General features: G+C 40.6%; 15 protein-coding genes. 3 read left to right on the top strand and 12 right to left on the bottom strand.

Going from position 1 to position 20440, the window contains the following annotated elements:
* The first annotated feature begins 309 nt into the window (after positions 1–309).
* Positions 310–1887, top strand: a complete 1578-nt coding sequence (locus AC07UV_RS09925; protein ID WP_282254207.1) for a Na+/H+ antiporter — start codon at positions 310–312, stop codon at positions 1885–1887.
* 135 nt (positions 1888–2022) lie between these two features.
* Here AC07UV_RS09925 and AC07UV_RS09930 read toward each other — a convergent pair whose 3' ends face one another.
* From AC07UV_RS09930 to AC07UV_RS09945, 4 genes are all read right to left on the bottom strand, one after another.
* A complete protein-coding gene (locus AC07UV_RS09930; RefSeq protein WP_495183586.1) occupies positions 2023–3420 on the bottom strand; it encodes an MFS transporter in 1398 nt (465 codons plus the stop codon).
* Between the two features lie 49 nt (positions 3421–3469).
* Positions 3470–4510, bottom strand: a complete 1041-nt coding sequence (locus AC07UV_RS09935) for a bifunctional transcriptional activator/DNA repair enzyme AdaA (RefSeq protein ID WP_282254205.1) — start codon at positions 4508–4510, stop codon at positions 3470–3472.
* Between the two features lie 361 nt (positions 4511–4871).
* Positions 4872–5255, bottom strand: coding sequence for a YidH family protein (locus AC07UV_RS09940; protein ID WP_495183587.1), 384 nt, complete (start codon positions 5253–5255; stop codon positions 4872–4874).
* A 540-nt stretch (positions 5256–5795) separates the two neighbouring features.
* A complete protein-coding gene (locus tag AC07UV_RS09945) occupies positions 5796–6167 on the bottom strand; it encodes a DoxX family protein (protein WP_282254203.1) in 372 nt (123 codons plus the stop codon).
* A gap of 94 nt (positions 6168–6261) precedes the next feature.
* On the opposite strand from AC07UV_RS09945, the gene AC07UV_RS09950 reads away from it, so the two are divergent.
* Positions 6262–6612: a winged helix-turn-helix transcriptional regulator gene (locus tag AC07UV_RS09950; protein ID WP_282254202.1), complete on the top strand. Its 351-nt coding sequence runs from the start codon at positions 6262–6264 to the stop codon at positions 6610–6612.
* A gap of 94 nt (positions 6613–6706) precedes the next feature.
* Here AC07UV_RS09950 and AC07UV_RS09955 read toward each other — a convergent pair whose 3' ends face one another.
* From AC07UV_RS09955 to AC07UV_RS09970, 4 genes are all read right to left on the bottom strand, one after another.
* Complete coding sequence (locus AC07UV_RS09955) at positions 6707–7804, bottom strand: DUF2891 domain-containing protein (protein ID WP_495183588.1); 1098 nt, start codon at positions 7802–7804, stop codon at positions 6707–6709.
* A gap of 59 nt (positions 7805–7863) precedes the next feature.
* A complete protein-coding gene (locus AC07UV_RS09960) occupies positions 7864–8571 on the bottom strand; it encodes a Sir2 family NAD-dependent protein deacetylase (protein ID WP_495183589.1) in 708 nt (235 codons plus the stop codon).
* 86 nt (positions 8572–8657) lie between these two features.
* A complete protein-coding gene (locus tag AC07UV_RS09965) occupies positions 8658–9116 on the bottom strand; it encodes a hypothetical protein (RefSeq protein WP_495183590.1) in 459 nt (152 codons plus the stop codon).
* A gap of 124 nt (positions 9117–9240) precedes the next feature.
* A complete protein-coding gene (locus AC07UV_RS09970) occupies positions 9241–11076 on the bottom strand; it encodes an alpha-L-fucosidase (protein WP_495183591.1) in 1836 nt (611 codons plus the stop codon).
* A gap of 209 nt (positions 11077–11285) precedes the next feature.
* Here AC07UV_RS09970 and rnhA point away from each other — a divergent pair, with 209 nt between their 5' ends.
* On the top strand, positions 11286–11780 hold the full coding sequence (rnhA, locus tag AC07UV_RS09975; RefSeq protein WP_282254197.1) for a ribonuclease HI: 495 nt from the start codon (positions 11286–11288) through the stop codon (positions 11778–11780).
* 194 nt (positions 11781–11974) lie between these two features.
* Here rnhA and AC07UV_RS09980 read toward each other — a convergent pair whose 3' ends face one another.
* The 4 genes from AC07UV_RS09980 to AC07UV_RS09995 form a co-directional block, all read right to left on the bottom strand.
* On the bottom strand, positions 11975–13597 hold the full coding sequence (locus tag AC07UV_RS09980; RefSeq protein WP_495183592.1) for an arylsulfatase: 1623 nt from the start codon (positions 13595–13597) through the stop codon (positions 11975–11977).
* A 178-nt stretch (positions 13598–13775) separates the two neighbouring features.
* Positions 13776–15368, bottom strand: coding sequence for an arylsulfatase (locus tag AC07UV_RS09985; RefSeq protein WP_495183593.1), 1593 nt, complete (start codon positions 15366–15368; stop codon positions 13776–13778).
* 33 nt (positions 15369–15401) lie between these two features.
* The gene (locus AC07UV_RS09990) at positions 15402–16871 is read right to left on the bottom strand and encodes a RagB/SusD family nutrient uptake outer membrane protein (protein WP_495183594.1); all 1470 of its coding nucleotides are present in this window, start codon (positions 16869–16871) and stop codon (positions 15402–15404) included.
* 15 nt (positions 16872–16886) lie between these two features.
* Positions 16887–19940: a SusC/RagA family TonB-linked outer membrane protein gene (locus AC07UV_RS09995; RefSeq protein WP_495183595.1), complete on the bottom strand. Its 3054-nt coding sequence runs from the start codon at positions 19938–19940 to the stop codon at positions 16887–16889.
* Between the last annotated feature and the right edge of the window lie 500 nt (positions 19941–20440).

A 20440-nucleotide genomic window follows, 5' to 3' on the forward strand; every position in this document is an offset into this window, starting at 1 on the left:
ATCAGCTTCATTTTTACACCAACGTAATAAAGAGTCATCTCATTGGGCTTGACTCTTTATTACTGAATGGAAGGATGATTTATGCTTTTCGAGATGGTATGCCTTGGAGAATACCTACAGGTTTTGTTCTTTTATCAAATTTCTGTGTCCTATTAATTCAAAGTTGTTCTCAATGCCAAAGGTTTCTAACATATTTTTCTGAGCATCATGCTGAGCAAAGTTGTGCAGCTTTTAGCTCAATTTAAATTTTAAACGGGCTATACATGTTTTTAAAATTTTAATATATATTTATGTATCTAAAACGAATACATGTTAGAAAATTTCGCATTCTATCTCTTTCTGGTCCTGTTGATTACCATGCTCATTATGCTGGCAAAAAAAATTCAGGTTGCATATCCTGTTTTGCTTGTATTGGCAGGACTTTTAATAAGTTTTATTCCAGGGGTACCACCGATAAAAGTGGAGCCTGAATTAATATTTATTATTTTTTTACCACCATTATTGTATGAAGCCGCTTGGTCAACTTCCTGGAAGGAACTCTGGCGATGGCGCAGGATTATCTTCAGCTTTGCTTTCGTCGTTGTCTTTTTCACTGCATTATCGGTTGCGGTTTTCGCGAACTATTTTATCCCAGGATTCTCTTTAGCCTTGGGATTTTTATTGGGCGGAATAGTTTCTCCTCCTGACGCGGTAAGCGCAGGTGCAATTTTAAAATTTGTAAAAGTACCGAAAAGACTGGCATCAATTCTTGAAGGCGAAAGTTTGCTGAATGACGCTTCTTCGCTGATCATTTTCCGTTTTGCGATGATTGCCGCTGCAACAGGCCAATTTGTATGGTATGAGGCAGCAGGAAGCTTTGTCTGGATGTGCGTCGGTGGTGTAGGTATCGGAATTACACTTGCATATATTTTCTTGAAAATGCACAAAATCCTACCAACGGATCCAAATACAGATATATTGCTGACTTTCATTGCGCCATTCTCCATGTATCTGGCGGCAGAGGAGCTTCATGCCTCCGGAGTGCTAGCAGTGGTAAGCGGTGGATTGTTTCTCTCCTATCGCAGTCACGATTTTTTGAGTAGTGCATCCAGAATACGCACAGTAACAGTCTGGGAAAGTTTTTGCTTTTTGCTCAACGGAATTGTTTTTATGCTCATCGGCTTGGATTTGCCCGAAATTGTGAACGGTTTAGGGGATACTGATATTTACACCGCAATTGGTTATGGAGTTGCGGTTACAGCGGTGCTGGTTATTGTGCGGATTCTGGCGGGTTATGCGGCAGTAATTACCACTTTAGTGATGAGAAATTTCATCACTGTGGCAGACGCACAGTCCCCAGGCTGGAAAACACCCATGATCATTGGCTGGACCGGAATGCGGGGGGTAGTTTCCCTGGCTGCAGCACTTTCAATTCCCTTAACTTTAGAGAATGGGGCACCTTTTCCACAAAGAAATCTGATCCTTTTTATCACATTTGTCGCTATTCTATTAACATTGCTTGTACAGGGGCTTACGCTTCCCTTTTTATTAAAGAAATTCCCGCCAGTAGATCGAGATTTTGTGCGGACAGAAAAGGAAATCGATTACGAAATCCAAAACAAACTTGCCCAAGTAGCTGTAGAGAAAATTCGTAAAGATTACGCTGACAAAGTAGACAGCTTTCCGACATTGAAAGATCAGTTGCAGAAATATGAAAACCAATTGACCAGTTCGGAAATCATCATTAACTACGCTGAATACAGAAAAATCTATATCGACATCCTAGAAACTCAAAGAATGTGGTTGATCAATAAGAATCGTGAAGAGCTTTTATTAGACGAAGAAATCATTAGAAAACACCTTCGCATACTCGATCTTCAGGAAGAAAGAATGAATATGAAAAGCTAATCTTGCTTTTGAACATCAATTAGTAGGATTGATGTTCAAAAGATGATTAAATCATTACGATTAGACATAAAAATTGGCTTGACAAAAGATGCGACTTATTTGTACTACCCTATATGTGGATCAACTGCCAAATAATTACAGCTTTTTCTCGTTCGGCAATAGACATAACATTCCCCAAACAACTATTAAGAAGAGGATACATACCATGAGTCCGGACTGTAAAGCAAACAGATAGTTCCCAAGATAGCCCCCTGTGTTCAATACGGTATAAAAAACGCCTCCAATAACGCTGATTCCCAAAGCCGACGCTGTTTGCTGAAATGTTGAAAATACTCCTGAAGCAGCACCTGCATCTTTTTCATGGATATTGTTTAAAACGACATTCAAGAGAAAAGGTAATACAAAGCCATTTCCAAGACCATAGAGGGCTAAAAAAAACACTGATAGGAACGGCTTGTCTTGCTCTGTAAAAAAGAAAATCTGCATTAAAAACGAAAGCAATATGATCGCTAATCCCAATTGTAGAACCGTCTTGCCAAACTTCGGCAGTAACATGGAAGCAATTCGAGAAGACAACATAAAGAAAATCGCATGGGGGATAAAATACAACCCACATGTTAATGCCGTTACCCCCAATCCACTTTGTAAATAAACAGCTATTATCAATAAATATGCGGTATGGAGCATAAAGTGAAACAATACAGCAAATAAGCCAATGCTAAAATCCTTTATTTTAAACAGTGAAATATCAATCAGCGGATACTGTTTATTTAATCGTTTCTTTTGCTGAATAAAAACAAACAAGGTCAAAAATAACAGCGACAGGATAAACAACACATAAAACCACCAAGGAAAGTTATTTTCCCTTCCCTCTGTCAATGCATAGATCAGACAGGCTAGTCCGATTGTTAGCACAAAAGCGCCTAGATAATCAAATCTACCCTGAGCAGTTTTCGGTGTTTCGATCAAGTAACGATGGATAGCCAAAAGCGAAAGGATCCCAACAGGAAGATTAATAAAAAATATTAAACGCCAACCTTCAACGAAAAAATATATTTCGGCCAGATACCCCCCCAATACCTGTCCAATAATCGCAGCAATACTCAAAGTTATACCATACCATCCAATGGCAACTGCCCTCTCTTTTGTATCTGTGAACAGCAATTGAATCAAAGAAATAGATTGGGTAACCATAAAAGCAGAACTTACACCTTGAAAAAACCGGGCAATATTTAGCTGTGCTGCTGTCTGACTTAGTCCACAGATGCAGGAGGTTAATGTAAAGGCCAACATCCCCCAAAAGAAAACTTTCTTTTTGCCCAGAAAATCTCCCGCTCGCCCACCAATGATCAAAAAACATGCACTACCCAATAAATAGGATGCGATAACAAGCTGTATTTCACCATCAGATGCGTGCAGGCTACTTTTGATTGTTGGTATGGCAATATTGATGATAAATATATCAATCACATACAATAAGGGTGCTGTAAGCACAATAAGGAGTGCATACCACTTATTAATAGTCGTACTCATGGGAATAGAATTAATGTTTATAAATTAGGAAATACAGGAATTCGTGCGATCAGCACAATTGCTTTTCTAGCTCCAGCAACCATTTTTTTCGCCAGATACCACCACCGTAACCGCTTAGACCTCCATCGGCAGCGATCACTCTGTGGCAGGGTACCAAAATGGAAATCCTATTCATTCCGTTGGCATTGGCGACAGCACGTAACGCTTCTGGTTTTCCGATATGAAGCGCCTGCTGTTTATAAGATCTTGTTTGTCCGTATGGAATTTCTCTCAACGCCTGCCATACAGAATTTTGAAATTCCGAACCTGGTGTAAATAGTGGCACTGTAAATTCTTTTAGTCTACCCTCGAAATAAGCTTGAAGCTCCCTTTCTAGCAAGGGAAAATGGGGATTATCGCCTTGGACAATTGTTCCATTGAGTGCTTTCGCAAGATTTTTGAACTCTGTTTCGAGCATTTTTCGATCTGTAAACTCAAGTAGACATACACCTTGTGGTACAGCGCAAGCATACATAGTGCCTAACGGGGTCTCAATTCGCTTTAAATCAATCATACTTTGCGCTTTACTATTCTTCGGAGAGACTCCAAAAATATGCTTAAAGGAATCGCCAAAACCACTAAGTGACTCAAATCCGGAGTTAAAAGCGACATCTGTCACGGAAGCGCCCTTTTGGATTTTTTTAAATGCCGAATTTATTCTAAACATCCGCTGATAGGCATGAAAGGTTATGCCATGATTTTTCATAAACCAGCGTCGCAATTGGTTCGGCTCGATGTGGCGTTGACGTAGATCGTAGTCCTTGAACTTTATGCTCGGATCGGCTGATAGTTCGGCTATAATCTGTTTGATGTAGGCGGGTGTTTCACTTAACATCTCAAGTGGATGGCATACCTTGCATGCACGATATCCACGCAGGATACATTCTTTGGTCGATTTGAAAAATTCGATGTTCTCAGGTTTGGGTTTCCTTGCAGTACAGGAAGGTCGACAAAAAATTCCCGTTGTCTTTACAGCAGTAAAAAATATACCCTCATAATTGATATCTTTATCAATGATAGCCTGATACATTTGTTCGAAACTTAATTCCATAATGCGATTATTTATGATGATAGAACAAATCTATAGCGAATACATTCTTTCTACAACCGAAAATTTGACAAGTATTTTTTTTATTTACGAAGGATTGTAGGATATCTTATTTTTTGCTATTCGTTGTTAATAGCAAAACCATTATCAATTTCACTATCTCTATTGAACTTTTACCATATCTATTCTGTTACATCATACAAAGTAAATAGATATTTTCACCTGTTAGGCATTCTTTTAAAATTCATTACTGTTCATTTAATATCCGTAACGCCAGTCATGGTATTCCTACTCTTGAGATTTATGGTCTATTTGTCAACAACGCCTGATGTAAATCGTATTATCCATTTGGCAGATATTGATTTTATAAGCTAACGATCAAATGCCATCCGAGCAGAAGGCCGATAATCAGAAAACAAGCAGACATCAATGCAATCGTATACGAGCCATAGGTAAAGTTTTCCGCCTCTATCTGTTTGGTCACTTTTCTATATTTTATATAAGCTAATACGACAGTAATTGAACCTATAATAACAATTGAAACACCAACAATTCCTGAATATTCATGTTCAATATCCATCGTTTTTTTTGAGCTGAGCATGAGTGTTACCTGTTGTATAAATAAGGAAAATTTGACGACAACGAAACCAAAACCCATAATCCCCAAACTCGTCGTTATCCAAGCTAAGAATGTACGTTCATTAGCCAAATGGTCATTGATCTTTTTTGAATTGTTCTTTTCTATCATATATTTTATAACAAATCTATTTAAAGCATCATATGATGCTTATGAGTAAATCCCGTAAGTAAACCATCACCCGACTGATATTGTTTAGATTGGACCTCGAAATAAATAGTCCGTGCAGACATTTTCTTGAAACTGGGTATAGAAAAAGGCTATTATTTATTAATGATGGCTACTTAGGATATCCGATGGTCAGGACCAGATGCCGTATGAAAAAACTGATTGTAATGGCCCTGATGGCAAATGCATAAAGTATCGTACTCATGTGTACAGATGATGTTGATGTTAAAAAAGCCGTTACTTCCAAAACAAGAGTGAAACATAACATAGCATAAAAAAAATGCGCTATGTGTAATTAACCAAGAAATAGCAGGAAGTTTAGCAGTAAAGTCTAATCGAATGGTAAAGAATATACCGATCAGGAATTCTATTGGATAAGTAAAGCCAAATAAAACACTCAGATCGTATTGATCAAAACAATTAAAAAGTAGCACAAATCATGAATATATTTCAATTGATTTCGATTTGTGCTACACAAAAAAACTAGACGGTGATTTTAAACTGTTTGTCCGTCGCCAATATGACAATACTCAGCACACACATGATTAGCGAATTATAGAAATGATGGTATTCCTGATGAGCCATATGTGCTGTCAACGCCCCTACGGCAAACGGAAACAGAAGCAAGACACCGATATTCTTAAACTCGGGTTTGTATAAACCGATCAGCAGGAGTATAACACCGAACAGCTCTCCTATTCCAATGCCCAACGTCCATATTTTATTAAAGCCTAATGAATCCATGCTCTGCATCATGGACTGTTTCTGAAAGACTTTAAACAATGAAGCGTACCCAAATACGTATAGGTAATAGGCATAACTCAACCAATGAACAATAGATTTTATAGTTTCCATTTTTATATTTTATTTGATGAGCTACAAATTTCTTTATTAAATTGCATGAATAACAGTACGTACCAAATTGTATGATACCAACAAAAAAGTAAGTATGAACAACAGAAAAGAGAATTCCACCAATACAATCAATGAAACTTATTGGAAAGATCATTGTGGTATTGCATTTACCTTATCTACTATTGGTGGAAGATGGAAAATAAATATCCTGTCTTATCTCCTCCATGAGGAAAGACTACGTTATGGTGAGTTGCGAAAAAGGTTGGTTGGCATTTCAGAGCGCATGCTCATTGCTAAATTGAAAGAGCTGGAGCAGGACGGGCTGATTAATCGAATTGTCTATCAGCAGGTACCACCTAAAGTTGAATATGAACTGACCGATCTTGGTCGCTCACTGGAAAAAATCTTGGTCCTCATGGATGAATGGGGTGAGAAAAACATGTAAAATACAATCCTAATATTAATAAAAATAGGAGGATTGTATTTTCTGGCTGTTGTCCGAAGATCGATTGTACAGCTTCTATTATTTTTTTTGACGATTAATTTTTAGAAAGCGCATAAAGGGCAAAAGTACCCAGCCAATGCGATCCCATATAATCATCTTTGGAAGTGATATTAGGTAATGAATATTTTAAATGTTTATTGGCCAAACCATGCAAATGCTTCAATTCAGGGAGTGCCTTAGCGATACCATTCAGACAGGTAGCCCGGCTAAAATTCAAGCCATCCAAATGAACCAGATGTCCATCCGTACGATCTTTTACGATACCAGGTTCCAAATTAAAATCCGGATTAAAAATTTCGGGAAGAAAATCTTTCAACCATTTTCGATATTGGTCCTCGCCTAAAACTACACTCATGCAGTGCGCTTCCTCAAGACAGGGTGAAAGGAAATCGCTTCCACTGGGTTCAAAAGAGATATTACAGTTTTTATCAAGATCATATAGCCTCACAGCGTTTGTCGTCAAAGATTTTTCGAAGGCGGCATTGTTTGTCCCCCGTGCATAGTCCAATGCCAATGAAAGACCAAAAGCTGAATTATCGTGATAGCCTGTCCGGATCGGATAGACCAATTTCGGTAAATATTCCTGATAAGCTTTCATAACATGCTTTGCCATTGGATCCAGAATTTTTGCCCAACGTTCTGCATCCGGATCTTTCCAGGTCAATAATTCTTTTTGCAACTGTAAGAGCCATGCCCAACCGTAGGTCCGCTCAAAGTTCTTATTATTTTTATCCTGGAAGAAAGTTAGTTCTACTGCTGCATTTTCGGCTGTGATATTGTGATTAAGCTGCTTCCGTATAGCTCCAGATTTATCCAAATCCGGAAATTGCTTCAAAATGCGTACGATGGACCAATAGCCGTGAACAGATGAATGCCAGTCAAAACAGCCATAAAAAATGGGATGCAAAGTCCGTGGTCCCTTCAAATCCTGATCACTTCCAAGCACCTGTCCCAATTTGTTGGGATATTCAACTTCAATACAGTGCAAGGGCAATGTAAGGAGATGTTTTGCCTGTGCGCTATCCAGTTGTATCGGCGCATTGTTTGTACTTGTGTTTACTTTTACCTCCGAGTTGTTGTGGCAGGCAACCGCCAAAACAGAACCACAGAACAATCCTATTATTCTTTTCATCTTAAAAAATTTATTCCATTTAACTCACAACCATGGTGGGTTTATAATTCATTGTTATATTAGCCTTTATCCAAGGCTTCCTGAAGTAGCTGTGTTACTAAATTTGGTACTGCCACCGTCGCTGCCTGTTCAAAACATTGCACACGGCCCAATGCTGTACTATTCGGAATCTGTTTGTCTATTAAAAATGATCGGCAATGGCTCGGTGCAAATTCTCGAAGTCCCGCGGCAGGATAAACTTGTAACGAAGTTCCGATAATAATCAGGATGTCTGCCTCAGCAACGTGCAACATCGCCCGTTCAATCTCTGGGACAGCCTCACCAAACCAGACAATATTTGGTCGCAGTTGACTACCTTTTTCGCAGAGTTCGCCCATTTTTATCTCGTCCCCCTCAATTGGATAAACCAACCGATCATCAAGGGATGACTTGGATTGATCCAAACGGCCATGTAAATGGATAATCTTTGTGGAACCAGCCCGCTCATGCAATAGGTCTACATTTTGTGTAATGATCGTAACCTGGTAAGCTGACTCTAATTGACGTAAGGCCAGATGTGCTGCATTTGGCTGTCCGGCCAATGCTGCTTTCCGTCTAAGGTTGTAGAATTCCTGCACCAGTACTGGATTTTTGTTCCAGCCTTCGATTGAGGCGACAGCCATCACGTCATGCCCTTCCCATAGCCCATTCGCATCCCTAAAAGTAGGTATACCACTTTCGGCAGAAATACCTGCTCCTGTCAATACAATGATATTTTTCTTTTCCATTTGGCTTTTTAGTCCTTTAAAAATAAGAAAATCTCCCGATTTTGATAGATTCAGACATACTTTCTTTTGAAAATGAACAACCTGTCTTATTCCTTTATCAACCTAGTAGCATAATCATCTGGAAGCTCCAACCGAATCGAATCCTTGCTAGCGGCCGCCTTTCGGTTCATTTCATCAAAAGACCGCTGGTAATAGACAAATGCTTTGTTGGGTATATGTAGATCCTTGGCTTGTTTTACAGCAAATTGGTATCTGTTATCCACAAGTTTGACATGTTTGTAAATCCGATAAGTTACAACCTGAATCTGTACCTTATCAAAAGCAGTGATTGTCTTCAAATCGGCAGGCTCATGAAAATATTTTTCATCGAAATACATAAATTCATCGGATTCCGCCAATTTCTCCAGGTTTAATTTTCCATTGATTACTTCATTGCAAAGCGAATCCGCCCGTTGTCGTTCCATTTTATTTCCATCTCCGGCACTGCAGGAAACTAAGAGCATAACCGTTGACAAAGACAACAGAAAAATATACGATAGACTCATCTGCCTAAGTTAGTATAAAAAATGCTTCTCTCCATAAGATATGCATCAAATATTACCATTCATCTAGAACTAAAAAGCCCAAGATAGGATTATCTTGGGCTAGATATAATTTAATAAAAGGAAGTTACAGATTATTTTCAATTGCGCCTACCTTTTCGCGGTGCAATGCTAAAGGCGAATCCAACAATACCGCAATCACTGTCATATTTTTATCCAAACGCTCTTTTGGTACCTGGATATAAACTATCCCCGGAATACTGCTCCAATAGAGCTTATTGAAAATCTCATGGTTAATCATAGAACCTTCACCTACGACTCGAATACGTGCAATACCATTCTTTATTCCTTTAAGTGCAATAGGTCCTGTAGGAGTTCCTTCCACAAAAAGATAAAGGGTCTGACGATCCTTGGAAAGTGCACTTAAGCCTTCATAATGTCCCTCTGGCAAGCCTTTTCCGGTTTCGTAAAGTGCTTCAGCATGCTTTTTAACCCAATCCAACACGATTGGATTTGTCAGGTGCCCCGTAGCCAACTTAGTCTCCATACCGTCTAATGTCAAACCGGAATGATCGAAGATATTCTTTCCAACATGCAGTGTTGACGCAATTTGATTTAACGCAGTACCAGTATGTTTGTTGTTTAAAACATTTTCCAGGCTTACCTCTTTTCCATGTGGAGCCTGCCATTGAACCTTATCCTTGAATTTCAACGCCAAAACGGTAACATCTTGATCGAAGTTAACTTTCGTTAGATCCAATTGGATTGCTGCATCGGCAGTAGTTGCTGTCACCTTTGAGGCGGCATCCCCCACAACTGAAAGCTCTGGAAGAGCTGTATTCAGCAAACCCTTTAGTTGTAATTGCGGTTTTTGCTCATATACATAGAGATAAAGTGTTTTCCCATCTTTTGACAAAGCGGACTTTCCTTGATAATTCTCAAATGGAATACCTGCTCTTGTACCATAAATAGCCGTTGCGTGTTTATTTGTCCATCTTCCCAGCTGCTTCAAAATATTCATTTGCTCTTCAGGAATGCTTCCATCGGCTTTTGGACCGATATCCAACAACAGATTTCCGCCCATCGAGATACAATCAACCAAGGTGCGGATAATCATGTTGGGTGATTTGTATTTCTTGTCAAATGGTTGATAGCCCCAGGAGTCGTTCATGGTGTAGCAGAGTTCCCAAAACTTAGTTTCCGGACGGGTTACAGGAATACCTTGTTCAGGCGTTTCGTAATCACCGTGATGGTTCAACCGCGAATTAATAATGATATTCGGATTATGTTTACGCAACAGCGCCAGAGTTTCCTTTGCTTTCCACTCCTCGGCACTATGTTCCCAGTCCCCATCAAACCAGATCAGTTCGGGTTTATATTGCTGTGATAACTCACTGAGTTGTTTCTGATAATATTCTACATAATGGTTCCAACGGTTGGGTTCTTTGGCCAGTTCATAACGCTTTCTTGCGCGAGTAAACACATCATAATAGGGATGGCTCCAATCTGGCAATGAATAATATAAACCTGTATGCAGGCCCTCTTGCTGTATAGCTTGTACAAATGGTGTAATAACATCTTGTTTTGCAGCAGCATCTTTCATTGTTGTAATAGCCTTATCCGCTTTGGTATTCCATAAGGAAATCCCATCGTGATGTTTTGTCGTGATAACCGTATACTTTGCCCCAGCTTGTTTGATCAATTTAGCCCATTCCTTTGGCTTATAATTTTTGGCTGTAAATCCATCAAGCTGCTTGATATAATTATCGTGGTTAATATAATTATTGAAGAATGACCACGACTCTGAGATACCATCAACGGAGTAAATACCCCAATGAATAAAAATCCCCAGTTTGGCATCCTCAAACCATTCCATTTTTTGTGCTGGTACATTGTTCTGGGCGGTGACGTTTAGACAGGTCGACGCCAAAAGAACAAAAAGAGAAACCTTTTGAAACTTCATAAAGCTAAATTATCAATTACATAACGAGTTTAAGCCGGCAAAATACATATAAATCGTCAGAATCCTATTGTGTAAGCGATAAATTACAGCGAAGAAGCCTTTGCTAAACCGTATAACTCCCCAATATTAGTGACAGAGTACCAAGCTGTAGAGGCAAGGGGTGCAATTATAATTGTATTTCAACGCAAATTTATCTAAGTTTGAAGGGTATGATCGAATTATATACAGACGGGGCATCAAGCGGAAATCCGGGACCGGGTGGTTATGGAACCATTTTGAGGACCATTTATACAGGCGACAACGAAGCATTTAAAGGGAAACTCATCGAAAAGGAATTTTCAGGAGGGTATCGAAAAACGACAAACAACCGCATGGAGTTGATGGCTGTTATTGTGGGGCTGGAAGCATTAAAAAATTTAAACCAAACAGTTACCGTATATTCCGATTCCAAATATGTCATTGATGCGATTGATAAAAAATGGGTTTATGGATGGATCCAAAAAGGATTTGCTGGTAAAAAGAATAAGGACTTATGGATACGTTTAATGAACGTTTATAAACTACACAAGGTCAAACTGGTATGGGTCAAGGGGCATGCTGGTCATCCTTTGAACGAACGCTGCGACCGCCTGGCTGTTGCTGCTTCCAAAGATAAGACTACCTGGAAGATTGATACAGTATTTGAAGTCGAAGAAAACAAATAGTGAATACAACTGTTCCAAAAGTCAATTTTGTAAAACTGAACCAAATTAGAATTGAATATCGTATGTTCAATTATTATAGCAGAGCAGCAAATCCAAGGGATTTGCTGCTCTTTTGTTTGGCCTAGACTTCTTCGAATCAATTTACATTCCCCTCGCATATATCAGTAGCTCAATTTTATCAATGCTTCTCCCTCCTAAAAGCGAAACGCTGGTGTAGCGATTTCTTGGGTTTTACTCGCTCTAAACTCCTTCATACTGACAGGCTCCTTGCTCTCCAATTCGGCGAAATCCACCACCCCATTATCCCTTGCCCAGCGAAAATAAGCTGTTGATAAACGTGATACAACTTCGTGATTTTGGCTCGCTATATCTTTTCGTTCTGTAGGGTCTTGTTCCAGATCGTATAATTCCCATTTATAGGAGGGCCAGGTTGATACCAATTTCCACTTTCCGATCCGTACGGCACGATTTCCTGCCCGTTCCCAAAACAGACCTTCTTCCCGTTTGACCGTATCCTCCTGCTGTAACAGTACGGGAACTAGGCTTTTCCCTGGAAGCTTATTCGCCTGATGTCCTTGATATTCTTTTGGATACGCAGCTCCAGCCAATTCATAGAAGGTCGGCGCCAAATCTATGATATGTCCAGTACCCTTTTTAATACCCTGTGCGATCTTGCCCGGAAACCAAGCTATAAACGGCGCATTGATACCACCTTCATAGGTATAATCTTTAAAGGCCTTGAATGGTGTATTTGATGCATAGGACCAGTTTTTACTTTGTGATTCGAATGAACCCACGGTACCAACCGAACCGCTATTTAATCGAGCACCATGAAACCAACGAACAAGATCCTCTGCAGGTGCTCCATTATCAGACAGAAACACTATTAAGGTATTGTCCAATTGTCCGTTGTCTTTCAGTTTTTGCAATAGTTTGCCTACAGTTTGATCCAAACGGTCGACCATCGCAGCGAATACCTCCATTTTCTTGGCCCATAGCTGTCTTTGATCAAAAGATAAACGCTCCCAATCATAAATATCCCCATCAGCAACAGAGAGCGTACTCCCATTTTCAACAATACCCAATTGTTTCTGACGCTCAAAACGCTCACGACGGATACTTTCCCATCCTTTATCATAGCGTCCCTTGTACTTGGCAATATCCTTTGGCAGGGCAACTAAAGGCCAGTGTGGGGCAGTATGTGCCAAGTACAAAAAGAAAGGTTTATCTTGACCTTTGATCTGATCCAAAAAGCCTTCAGCTGCCCGATTGATCAGCTCTGTGGAAAAGGAACTTTCCAAGGGATAACCCGCGGAATCTGTTGTTTTATTGAAAGTTGGAGCGCCCGAATCAGCATTCTTTTCCTCTCTCGGGAAAACTAAGTCGAAACCGCGATCCCAAGGTAGACTCTTACCTTTACCAGATACATGCCATTTGCCTGATGTCGCTGTGATGTAGCCATTGGAGCGAAGGACCTCAGCGATAGTCAACGACTCCGCATTGATATAACCCTGATAAGCCGGTAGGCCCAAATCATTTGAAAAATACCCCACCCCTGCTTTGTGTTGATACTGCCCCGTAATCAGCGATGCACGCGTAGGTGCACATATGGAGTTATTGTAAAACTGTTTCAGGCGTATCCCTTCATTCGCCAAACGGTCGAGATTGGGGGTTTCAATCTCTGAGCCGTAGGCACCTAAATCTGAATACCCAAGGTCATCCGCGAGAATCAAGATAATATTTGGCTTTTTACTTTGTGCCAGAACAGTACTTGCCCATCCCAAAATAAGGGCTATATATAATGTTATCTTTTTCATGCTTATAAATTTGTTTTTTAATCGTGATGAAGCTATCGGATTTATTCATCGAGTGTATGTTTTAAGCGGTATTCATGAACTCGCTTTGCTCGGTTATTCATTTCCCAGTGCGATTGAATAAATCATGATGGTTTCATCTATTTAAATTATGTGTCCATCAACTAGTTACTTTCTGAACTTAGCGAAATTGACCAGTTGGTTTCAGCAGTCTATAATCTACTACACCATTCTCTTTTGCCCAGACTGTATAACGAGCCTCGAGGTCTTTAACGATCTCAGGGTATTGATCGGCGAGATCTCTATTTTCCCCGCGGTCTTCGTCGATATTATAAAGTTGCGGCTTATTTCCCTCCTTAAATAAGGAGACAAGTTTCCATTTACCATATCGAACAGCCTTGTTTCCGGCCCGTTCCCAAAACAGGGGGGCTTGGCGGTCAACTTGGTTTTTGTCTGTACGCAGTAGTTGCCGTAGACTTATACCTGGTAGTGGATTGGTGGTCAAGTCTCCTTCTTTCGATGGATATTTCGCTTGTGCAAAATCATACAATGTAGGCGCAATATCAATCAGATGTCCTGTTCCCCGCTTCACAACATTGGCTTTAACTTCTTTGGGATACCAGACAATAAATGGTGAACCAATGCCGCCCTCGTAAGGATTGTCCTTATAGCTTCGCAAGGGTGAATTGCCTGTTTGAGACCAACTGCTATTTTGTACATCATAGGAGCCGGGCAAACCAACGGTTTCGGTATTTCGGGATGTATAAATGCGATTACGCTCACCACCTTGGGCGCCGTTGTCGGATAAAAAGATGATAATGGTGTTCTTATCTTTTTTTAGTTCTTTTAATGTCTGCCGAACCTTTCCGATGCTTTGATCCACACGATCGATCATTGCGGCAAACACTTGTTGCCGACGTTGCCAATATTGTTGTTCATCATAAGTAAGCTTGTTCCATTCCTGCACACTGGAGTCCTTTGCAGCGATTGTCTGACCTTTAGGAAAAACACCTTTTTGAAGTGCATTTTCGTAGCGTTTCACACGCAGGCTGTCCCAACCTTGTTGGTATACACCATTATATTTTTGGGTTTCCTCTTCCGGAGCCTGCAAAGGCCAATGTGGTGCATTAAAGGCGAGATATAAGAAAAATGGTTTTTTATCCTGTGCTTGCTCGCGTAGAAAACCGATTGCCTGATCAGTGATTTCGTCTGTTAGATACCGATTTTTAGGTAAATAGAAGGCTTTGTTATTTCGATACAAGGGTACGGTGGGATTTTCGGGATCATTGATTTCATAAAAATTGGAGGCTCCACCCACAAAATTAAAGGAGCGCTCAAACCCACGTTGTGCAGGCCATTGATCATTATCGTCGCCGACATGCCATTTTCCGGAAATAATAGTCGAATAACCAGCTCCTCGCAGTATTTCGGCCAATGTCCGCGATTCTTGATTTAGAAATCCCTGATAGGCGGGCAAACCGAGATTAACGTTAAAATAGCCCATACCGGCACGATGGGCATATTGCCCAGTCAACAATGTTGCGCGTGTTGGGGCACAGATTGAATTGTTATAAAACTCCTGAAAACGCGTGCCTTGTTGTGCCAATTCCGTTAAATTTGGTGTATGGAAATCTGTTCCACCATAAGGCTCGATATCTGAAAAACCCAAATCGTCGACCAGAATCAAGACAATATTTGGCCGTTTATCCTGTGCTATACTTCTATTCAGGAAGCAACTTAGACCGGTCAATAAAAGAATAAATACTGTTTTCATAATTTAACTCGTTTTGTTGAACTTATATCTTTATTATTTCGTCAACCAATCCGGATGTTGGACCAGTTTTGGGTTTAAATTCAGCTCTCGCTGCGGAGTTGGAAAATGAAGGTGTCTTGCTGCTGCGTTTATTTTCCCCGCTGCTTTGAGTTTCGTGATGTAATAGTTTGCTCCCCGACGTACGAGGTCAAACCAGCGCTGGTACTCATACACCAATTCCTTGCGGCGTTCTTCAAATACAAGCTCCCGAAAACTATCTTTATTCTCCTTATCCAGCACGTTCTCCACCCCTGCCCTTGTACGTACTGCGTTGATTGCATCTCTTGCTTCCTTCGTTGGACCATTTAACTCATTTTCCGCTTCAGCAAAAATGAGTAAGACCTCAGCATAACGGATGATGGGTGTATTCTTAGCGGACTGTGATTGGTTACCGACCACGGTCTCATCATAATACTTATTGAATTGTGGCTTAGCCAATGCGTAGTATTTTCCGTCAGTAGGTGATGTCATGCCAGTTGTAAATGTGATGGGGAGACGTTTATCGGTTGCTACGAAGCTTTTGTAAAGCCCACCTTCGGCATGTAGGGCGTCGGCATAATCCCCATTGATACCGGGTATATCGGCTGGTGCCGAACGACTGGCCAATGAATTGCCCTGATAGCCACTGTTCCCTTTAAACTGTGCCGAGAAAATATGTTCAACACCATTCTTTTTCTCTATATCGAAGACATCAGCGAAGCTCGGAAAAAGTGCATAACCCTCTTTATCAATCACCTCCTGAGCAAACAGTTTGGCATTTGTCCAATCCGCTCGCGTTAGATATACCTTAGCCAAAAGACTTCTGGCCGCGCCGGATGTAGCGCGTCCCTTATCTGCATCGCTATAATTCTTATAATTCGGTAGACCGGCGGCCGCTTTCAGATCATTTATGATCTGTGCATACACATCATCTTCAGAGGCCTTTGTCACATACAGCTCTTGTGTGGATAAGGTTTCTATAGGACGTACCACAAGTGGAACTGGACCAAACCAGCGTACCAGGTTGAAGTAGTGCAGTGCACGGAGAAATTTTGCCTCATTGATCAAACGCTGCTGTACCGTTGCATCAATCTGATTTTGTGTCATCGCTTCGATATGGACAATGTTTAGGTTTGATGCATTAATTGCATCGTAACTCTGTTTCCAGAGTTGCTCCATTCGATCATTTGAGGCATCATGGGTCAGATTACTTAGGGCACGTACATGGGCATTTCGTGCTCTGGGTCCAGCTTCATAATCATCTGTAGCCATCTCTACTCCAATCTGGAAAAGGCTGTTGTAAAGGGACTGCCCTGTCTCATACAATTTGCGGTAAGTACCTGTTACTGCGGCAACGGCTTGCCCCTGATCGAGGTAAAACTGCTCCGAAACTAATGTGCTTTCGGGGTTTTCTGTCAATTTTGAGCAGGATATCCCTGTCAGCAAAATCAATACTACGGTAAGATTGAAATATATTTTTTTCATTGGTATCTGTAAAACTTAAAAGGTTAAGGAAACACCTAAGGAAACGGATTTGGCAGCTGGGTAAATGCCGGCATCCGTCCCAATCTGAACATTGCTGCCCGAAGTTACCTCCGGATCAAATCCCTTATAACTCGTCCAGGTCAATAGATTTTGCGCCGCCAGATACAGATTCAGATTTGTAATGTGCGCATTTTTTAACCATTCTTTTGGAAAGCTATAGCCAAGTTGTAAGGACTTCAATCGTGCGAATGAACCACTTTCAACAAATTGATCCGAAAATATAGGAGCGGGATCTAGTTTCGCTCTAGGATACAGTTGACTTGGATTACTCGCGGTCCAACGGTCAAGTGCATCGATGGATGCATTCTGTTGTCCTGTAAACATCTCAAGATTTTGACGGTTGATATTCAGCAGATCATTACCAACTGTTCCCTGAATCAAGAAAGAGAGATCAAACCCCTTGTAGGAAAAAGTATTGCTGATACCGAATATAAAATCAGGCTGTGCATTACCAATTAGCGTGCGATCATTGGCGGTTGTAAATTGACCGTCTCCATTAATATCCTTATATAAGCGATCCCCGGCCTTTGGATTTGCATTTCCCGTCAATGCGCCTTTACTACTTTCCTCTCCCAACTGTAGAATACCGTCGGTAACGGTACCATAAAAAGTACCCAGGGGCTCACCGACTTTAATAATATAGTTTCCAGAAATATAAGATATCGCACCTTCACCGATAGTTAGTACTTTATTGCGGTTAAACGAAACATTCAGGTCGGTATTCCAGCTCAGATTACCTTGTAAATTTTTTGATTTCAAACCAAACTCCACGCCTTTATTGGAAACTGAACCAAAGTTTTGCAATGAAGTGGCATAACCCGAAGTCCAGGGGATCTCCACATTTAGTAATAGATCCTTTGTCTTTTTATAATAATAATCAATCGTAAACTGTAGTCTATTGTTCAGGACAGCAAGATCAAAACCAGCGTCATATTGAAAGGTCGTCTCCCAGCCCAGGTTTTTATTGGGTATCCGTTGCGAGGCAAAGCCTGTGGCCAGGTTATTTCCAAAGAGGTAATTTAAACTATACAGGGTTGAAAGCGACTGATATTGACCGATCTCCTGATTTCCTGTGGTACCGAAACTGGTGCGTATCTTAAAATCACTGACGCCGGGAAAAGTTTGCTTAAAAAAAGGCTCATTCGCTACACGCCAGGAGAATGCCAATGAGGGGAAATTACCCCATTTATTGTCGGCACCAAATCTGGAACTTCCATCGCGACGTATGCTCGCTGATGCATAGTATTTATTGGCATAATTATAATTAACCCGCACCAGGTACGAATGTAGCACCCAATTGTAGGTATCCGAAGAAGGGCGTATAATGGTGGAACCACTTTGTAGGCTATTGAAAAGCAAATCGTCTGTAACAAAATTCTGTGCTCCAGCCCTAAAAACTTCATTTTTATTTTCCTGCTGTGTAAAACCAAGCAAAGCATTAAAATTATGCTGTCCAATAGCGCCGGTATAGGTTAAGGTATTTTCATTCAACCAGGATGTTCCATCTAAATTTCCTAGACTTGCCTCACCTTTTGATCCGCTCCCTTCATAGATGTAGGATGGTAGATAGAATTTATCATCGCGGTTGTTGAGATCAACCCCAAAAAGCACTTTAGCTTGTAGCCCCTCTAATATACGATACTGCGCAAAGGAAGTACCCAGAATCCGTAAACCATTTGATGTATTTGTGGTTTCTTTCAATGTCGCAATGGGGTTTGCAAAAATATTTTCAAATGGATTGCGTAACGTATACCCACCATTTGGCTCGTAGATTGTTGCTGTGGGAGGCATAATGAGCAAGGCATTGACAATACCCGTTGGGGCAATCTGTGCATTGGTTTTATTGATAGATACATTGGCTCCTACCTGCAAACGGTCAAAAGGATTTGTATTGATATTGGAACGGAACCCCAAGCGTTTGAAATCTGTATTTGCGATAACACCCTGTTGATCAAAATAATTGGCACCGAGGAAATACTGTACTTTTTCGGCACCACCAGACAGTGCAAGTTGATGATTTTGTATGTTACCTGTCCGAAAAGCTTCTTTTTGCCAATTTGTTCCTTCGCCCAATTGATCTATCTCTGCCTGTTTACGATATTGATATGGACCTAAGCTGGGATTAGCATCATATAAGGCTTCGTTACGAAGGATAGCAAAATCATGGGCATTCAAGACATCAATGTTTTTGAGCACACGCTGTACGCCTATACTACCGTCATAGTTCAATTGTACATGGCCAGCCTTACCTTTTTTAGTTGTGACCAAGATAACGCCATTTGCTCCACGAGATCCATATATTGCTGTTGCAGCCGCATCCTTTAGGACCTCAATGCTTTCTATATCTGCTGGATTTATGCTGGCCAGCGGATTGACAGGGGTACCGCTTCCCACACCAGTGCTTTCTGTCTGGTTGTAGACTGGAAATCCATCGATGACATACAGTGGTTCATTTCCGCCTTGTATGGAAGCCCCACCCCGAATGCGGATGCTCACCCCTCCGCCGGGTTGTCCCGAAGTTTGTGTAACCTGAACACCGGAGACACCTCCTTTCAAGGTCTGATCTAGCGAAGAAACAGGCTGCCGGAGCAGATTTTCTGGCAAAGATGCCACAGCTCCCGTCAGATCACGGCGCTTTTGAGTACCGTACCCCACCACGACAACCTCCTCCAGATCTTCAGATGAAGGAACCAACTCAATAATTGCCGGTGATGTGTTGACGATTATTCTTTTCTTCTGGTAGCCAACAAAAGTTAAGATTAATGTAAAAGGGAGTTTTTGCCCGGTTACGAATTGGAATTTCCCTTTCTGATCTGTTTTTACGCTATGTGTAACAGCCTCCAACTGTATGGTCACCCCCTCAATGGGTTCTTTGGTCGTTGCGTCAATAACTGTACCTATTAGGGACGCGTTGATAATCGGTTGAGGTTGCTGTGCTTTCGCAGATACGAATGTATAGAGAAAAAGCACGACTAAAATAGCATACGAAAGTACGCTGAAATTTTTCATTGTCAGTTCTATTTAATATGAATATGCAAACAAGTGCCAATGCCATTTGGTACTCTTGTTTTTTTAAAATGCGAATTGCTTGTCTAATGATTTATAAACAAGAAAGATGGTTGTGCTTAACTACACATTCGCATTCGACAAATGAAGAGGAAGAGATTAAAAGTTGGGATAGGTTTTAGGTTGCCTTTTAGCGGCTTTAGATAGTCGTTTTTCATACTTGTTCAAAATTTGTAGTCTAGATTTTATATTCGTTGCCAACGCCAATTGTTAACGACAATACAAATATATAAATAGTTTTCAAAAAGACTACTAAATAAGTAGTCTTTTTGAAAACTATTTATGATCTTCTTATAAAAGGCTCTTTATTGTGTGAGAAGGATCAATTAGCGGGGTATTAGTGACAGTTCTTCCCTAAAAAAATTATTTATTCTCGTAAGATAAATCTATCAATAGGATTATTGTAGAGGATAATGGTCTAAAACAACATAAGCCCGATATCG

The sequence above is a fragment of the Sphingobacterium sp. GW821-FHT03E03 genome, assembly GCF_059420745.1.

What these genes read in the sequence shown, in the direction of transcription:
- AC07UV_RS09970 (WP_495183591.1), bottom strand. Translation starts at nt 11,076, where the DNA reads ATGAAGTTTCAAAAGGTTTCTCTTTTTGTTCTTTTGGCGTCGACCTGT.
- AC07UV_RS09940 (WP_495183587.1), bottom strand. Translation starts at nt 5,255, where the DNA reads ATGATAGAAAAGAACAATTCAAAAAAGATCAATGACCATTTGGCTAAT.
- AC07UV_RS09955 (WP_495183588.1), bottom strand. Translation starts at nt 7,804, where the DNA reads ATGAAAAGAATAATAGGATTGTTCTGTGGTTCTGTTTTGGCGGTTGCC.
- AC07UV_RS09985 (WP_495183593.1), bottom strand. Translation starts at nt 15,368, where the DNA reads ATGAAAACAGTATTTATTCTTTTATTGACCGGTCTAAGTTGCTTCCTG.
- AC07UV_RS09990 (WP_495183594.1), bottom strand. Translation starts at nt 16,871, where the DNA reads ATGAAAAAAATATATTTCAATCTTACCGTAGTATTGATTTTGCTGACA.
- AC07UV_RS09930 (WP_495183586.1), bottom strand. Translation starts at nt 3,420, where the DNA reads ATGAGTACGACTATTAATAAGTGGTATGCACTCCTTATTGTGCTTACA.
- AC07UV_RS09925 (WP_282254207.1), top strand. Translation starts at nt 310, where the DNA reads ATGTTAGAAAATTTCGCATTCTATCTCTTTCTGGTCCTGTTGATTACC.
- AC07UV_RS09980 (WP_495183592.1), bottom strand. Translation starts at nt 13,597, where the DNA reads ATGAAAAAGATAACATTATATATAGCCCTTATTTTGGGATGGGCAAGT.
- AC07UV_RS09965 (WP_495183590.1), bottom strand. Translation starts at nt 9,116, where the DNA reads ATGAGTCTATCGTATATTTTTCTGTTGTCTTTGTCAACGGTTATGCTC.
- AC07UV_RS09945 (WP_282254203.1), bottom strand. Translation starts at nt 6,167, where the DNA reads ATGGAAACTATAAAATCTATTGTTCATTGGTTGAGTTATGCCTATTAC.
- AC07UV_RS09995 (WP_495183595.1), bottom strand. Translation starts at nt 19,940, where the DNA reads ATGAAAAATTTCAGCGTACTTTCGTATGCTATTTTAGTCGTGCTTTTT.
- AC07UV_RS09950 (WP_282254202.1), top strand. Translation starts at nt 6,262, where the DNA reads ATGAACAACAGAAAAGAGAATTCCACCAATACAATCAATGAAACTTAT.
- AC07UV_RS09935 (WP_282254205.1), bottom strand. Translation starts at nt 4,510, where the DNA reads ATGGAATTAAGTTTCGAACAAATGTATCAGGCTATCATTGATAAAGAT.
- AC07UV_RS09960 (WP_495183589.1), bottom strand. Translation starts at nt 8,571, where the DNA reads ATGGAAAAGAAAAATATCATTGTATTGACAGGAGCAGGTATTTCTGCC.
- rnhA (WP_282254197.1), top strand. Translation starts at nt 11,286, where the DNA reads ATGATCGAATTATATACAGACGGGGCATCAAGCGGAAATCCGGGACCG.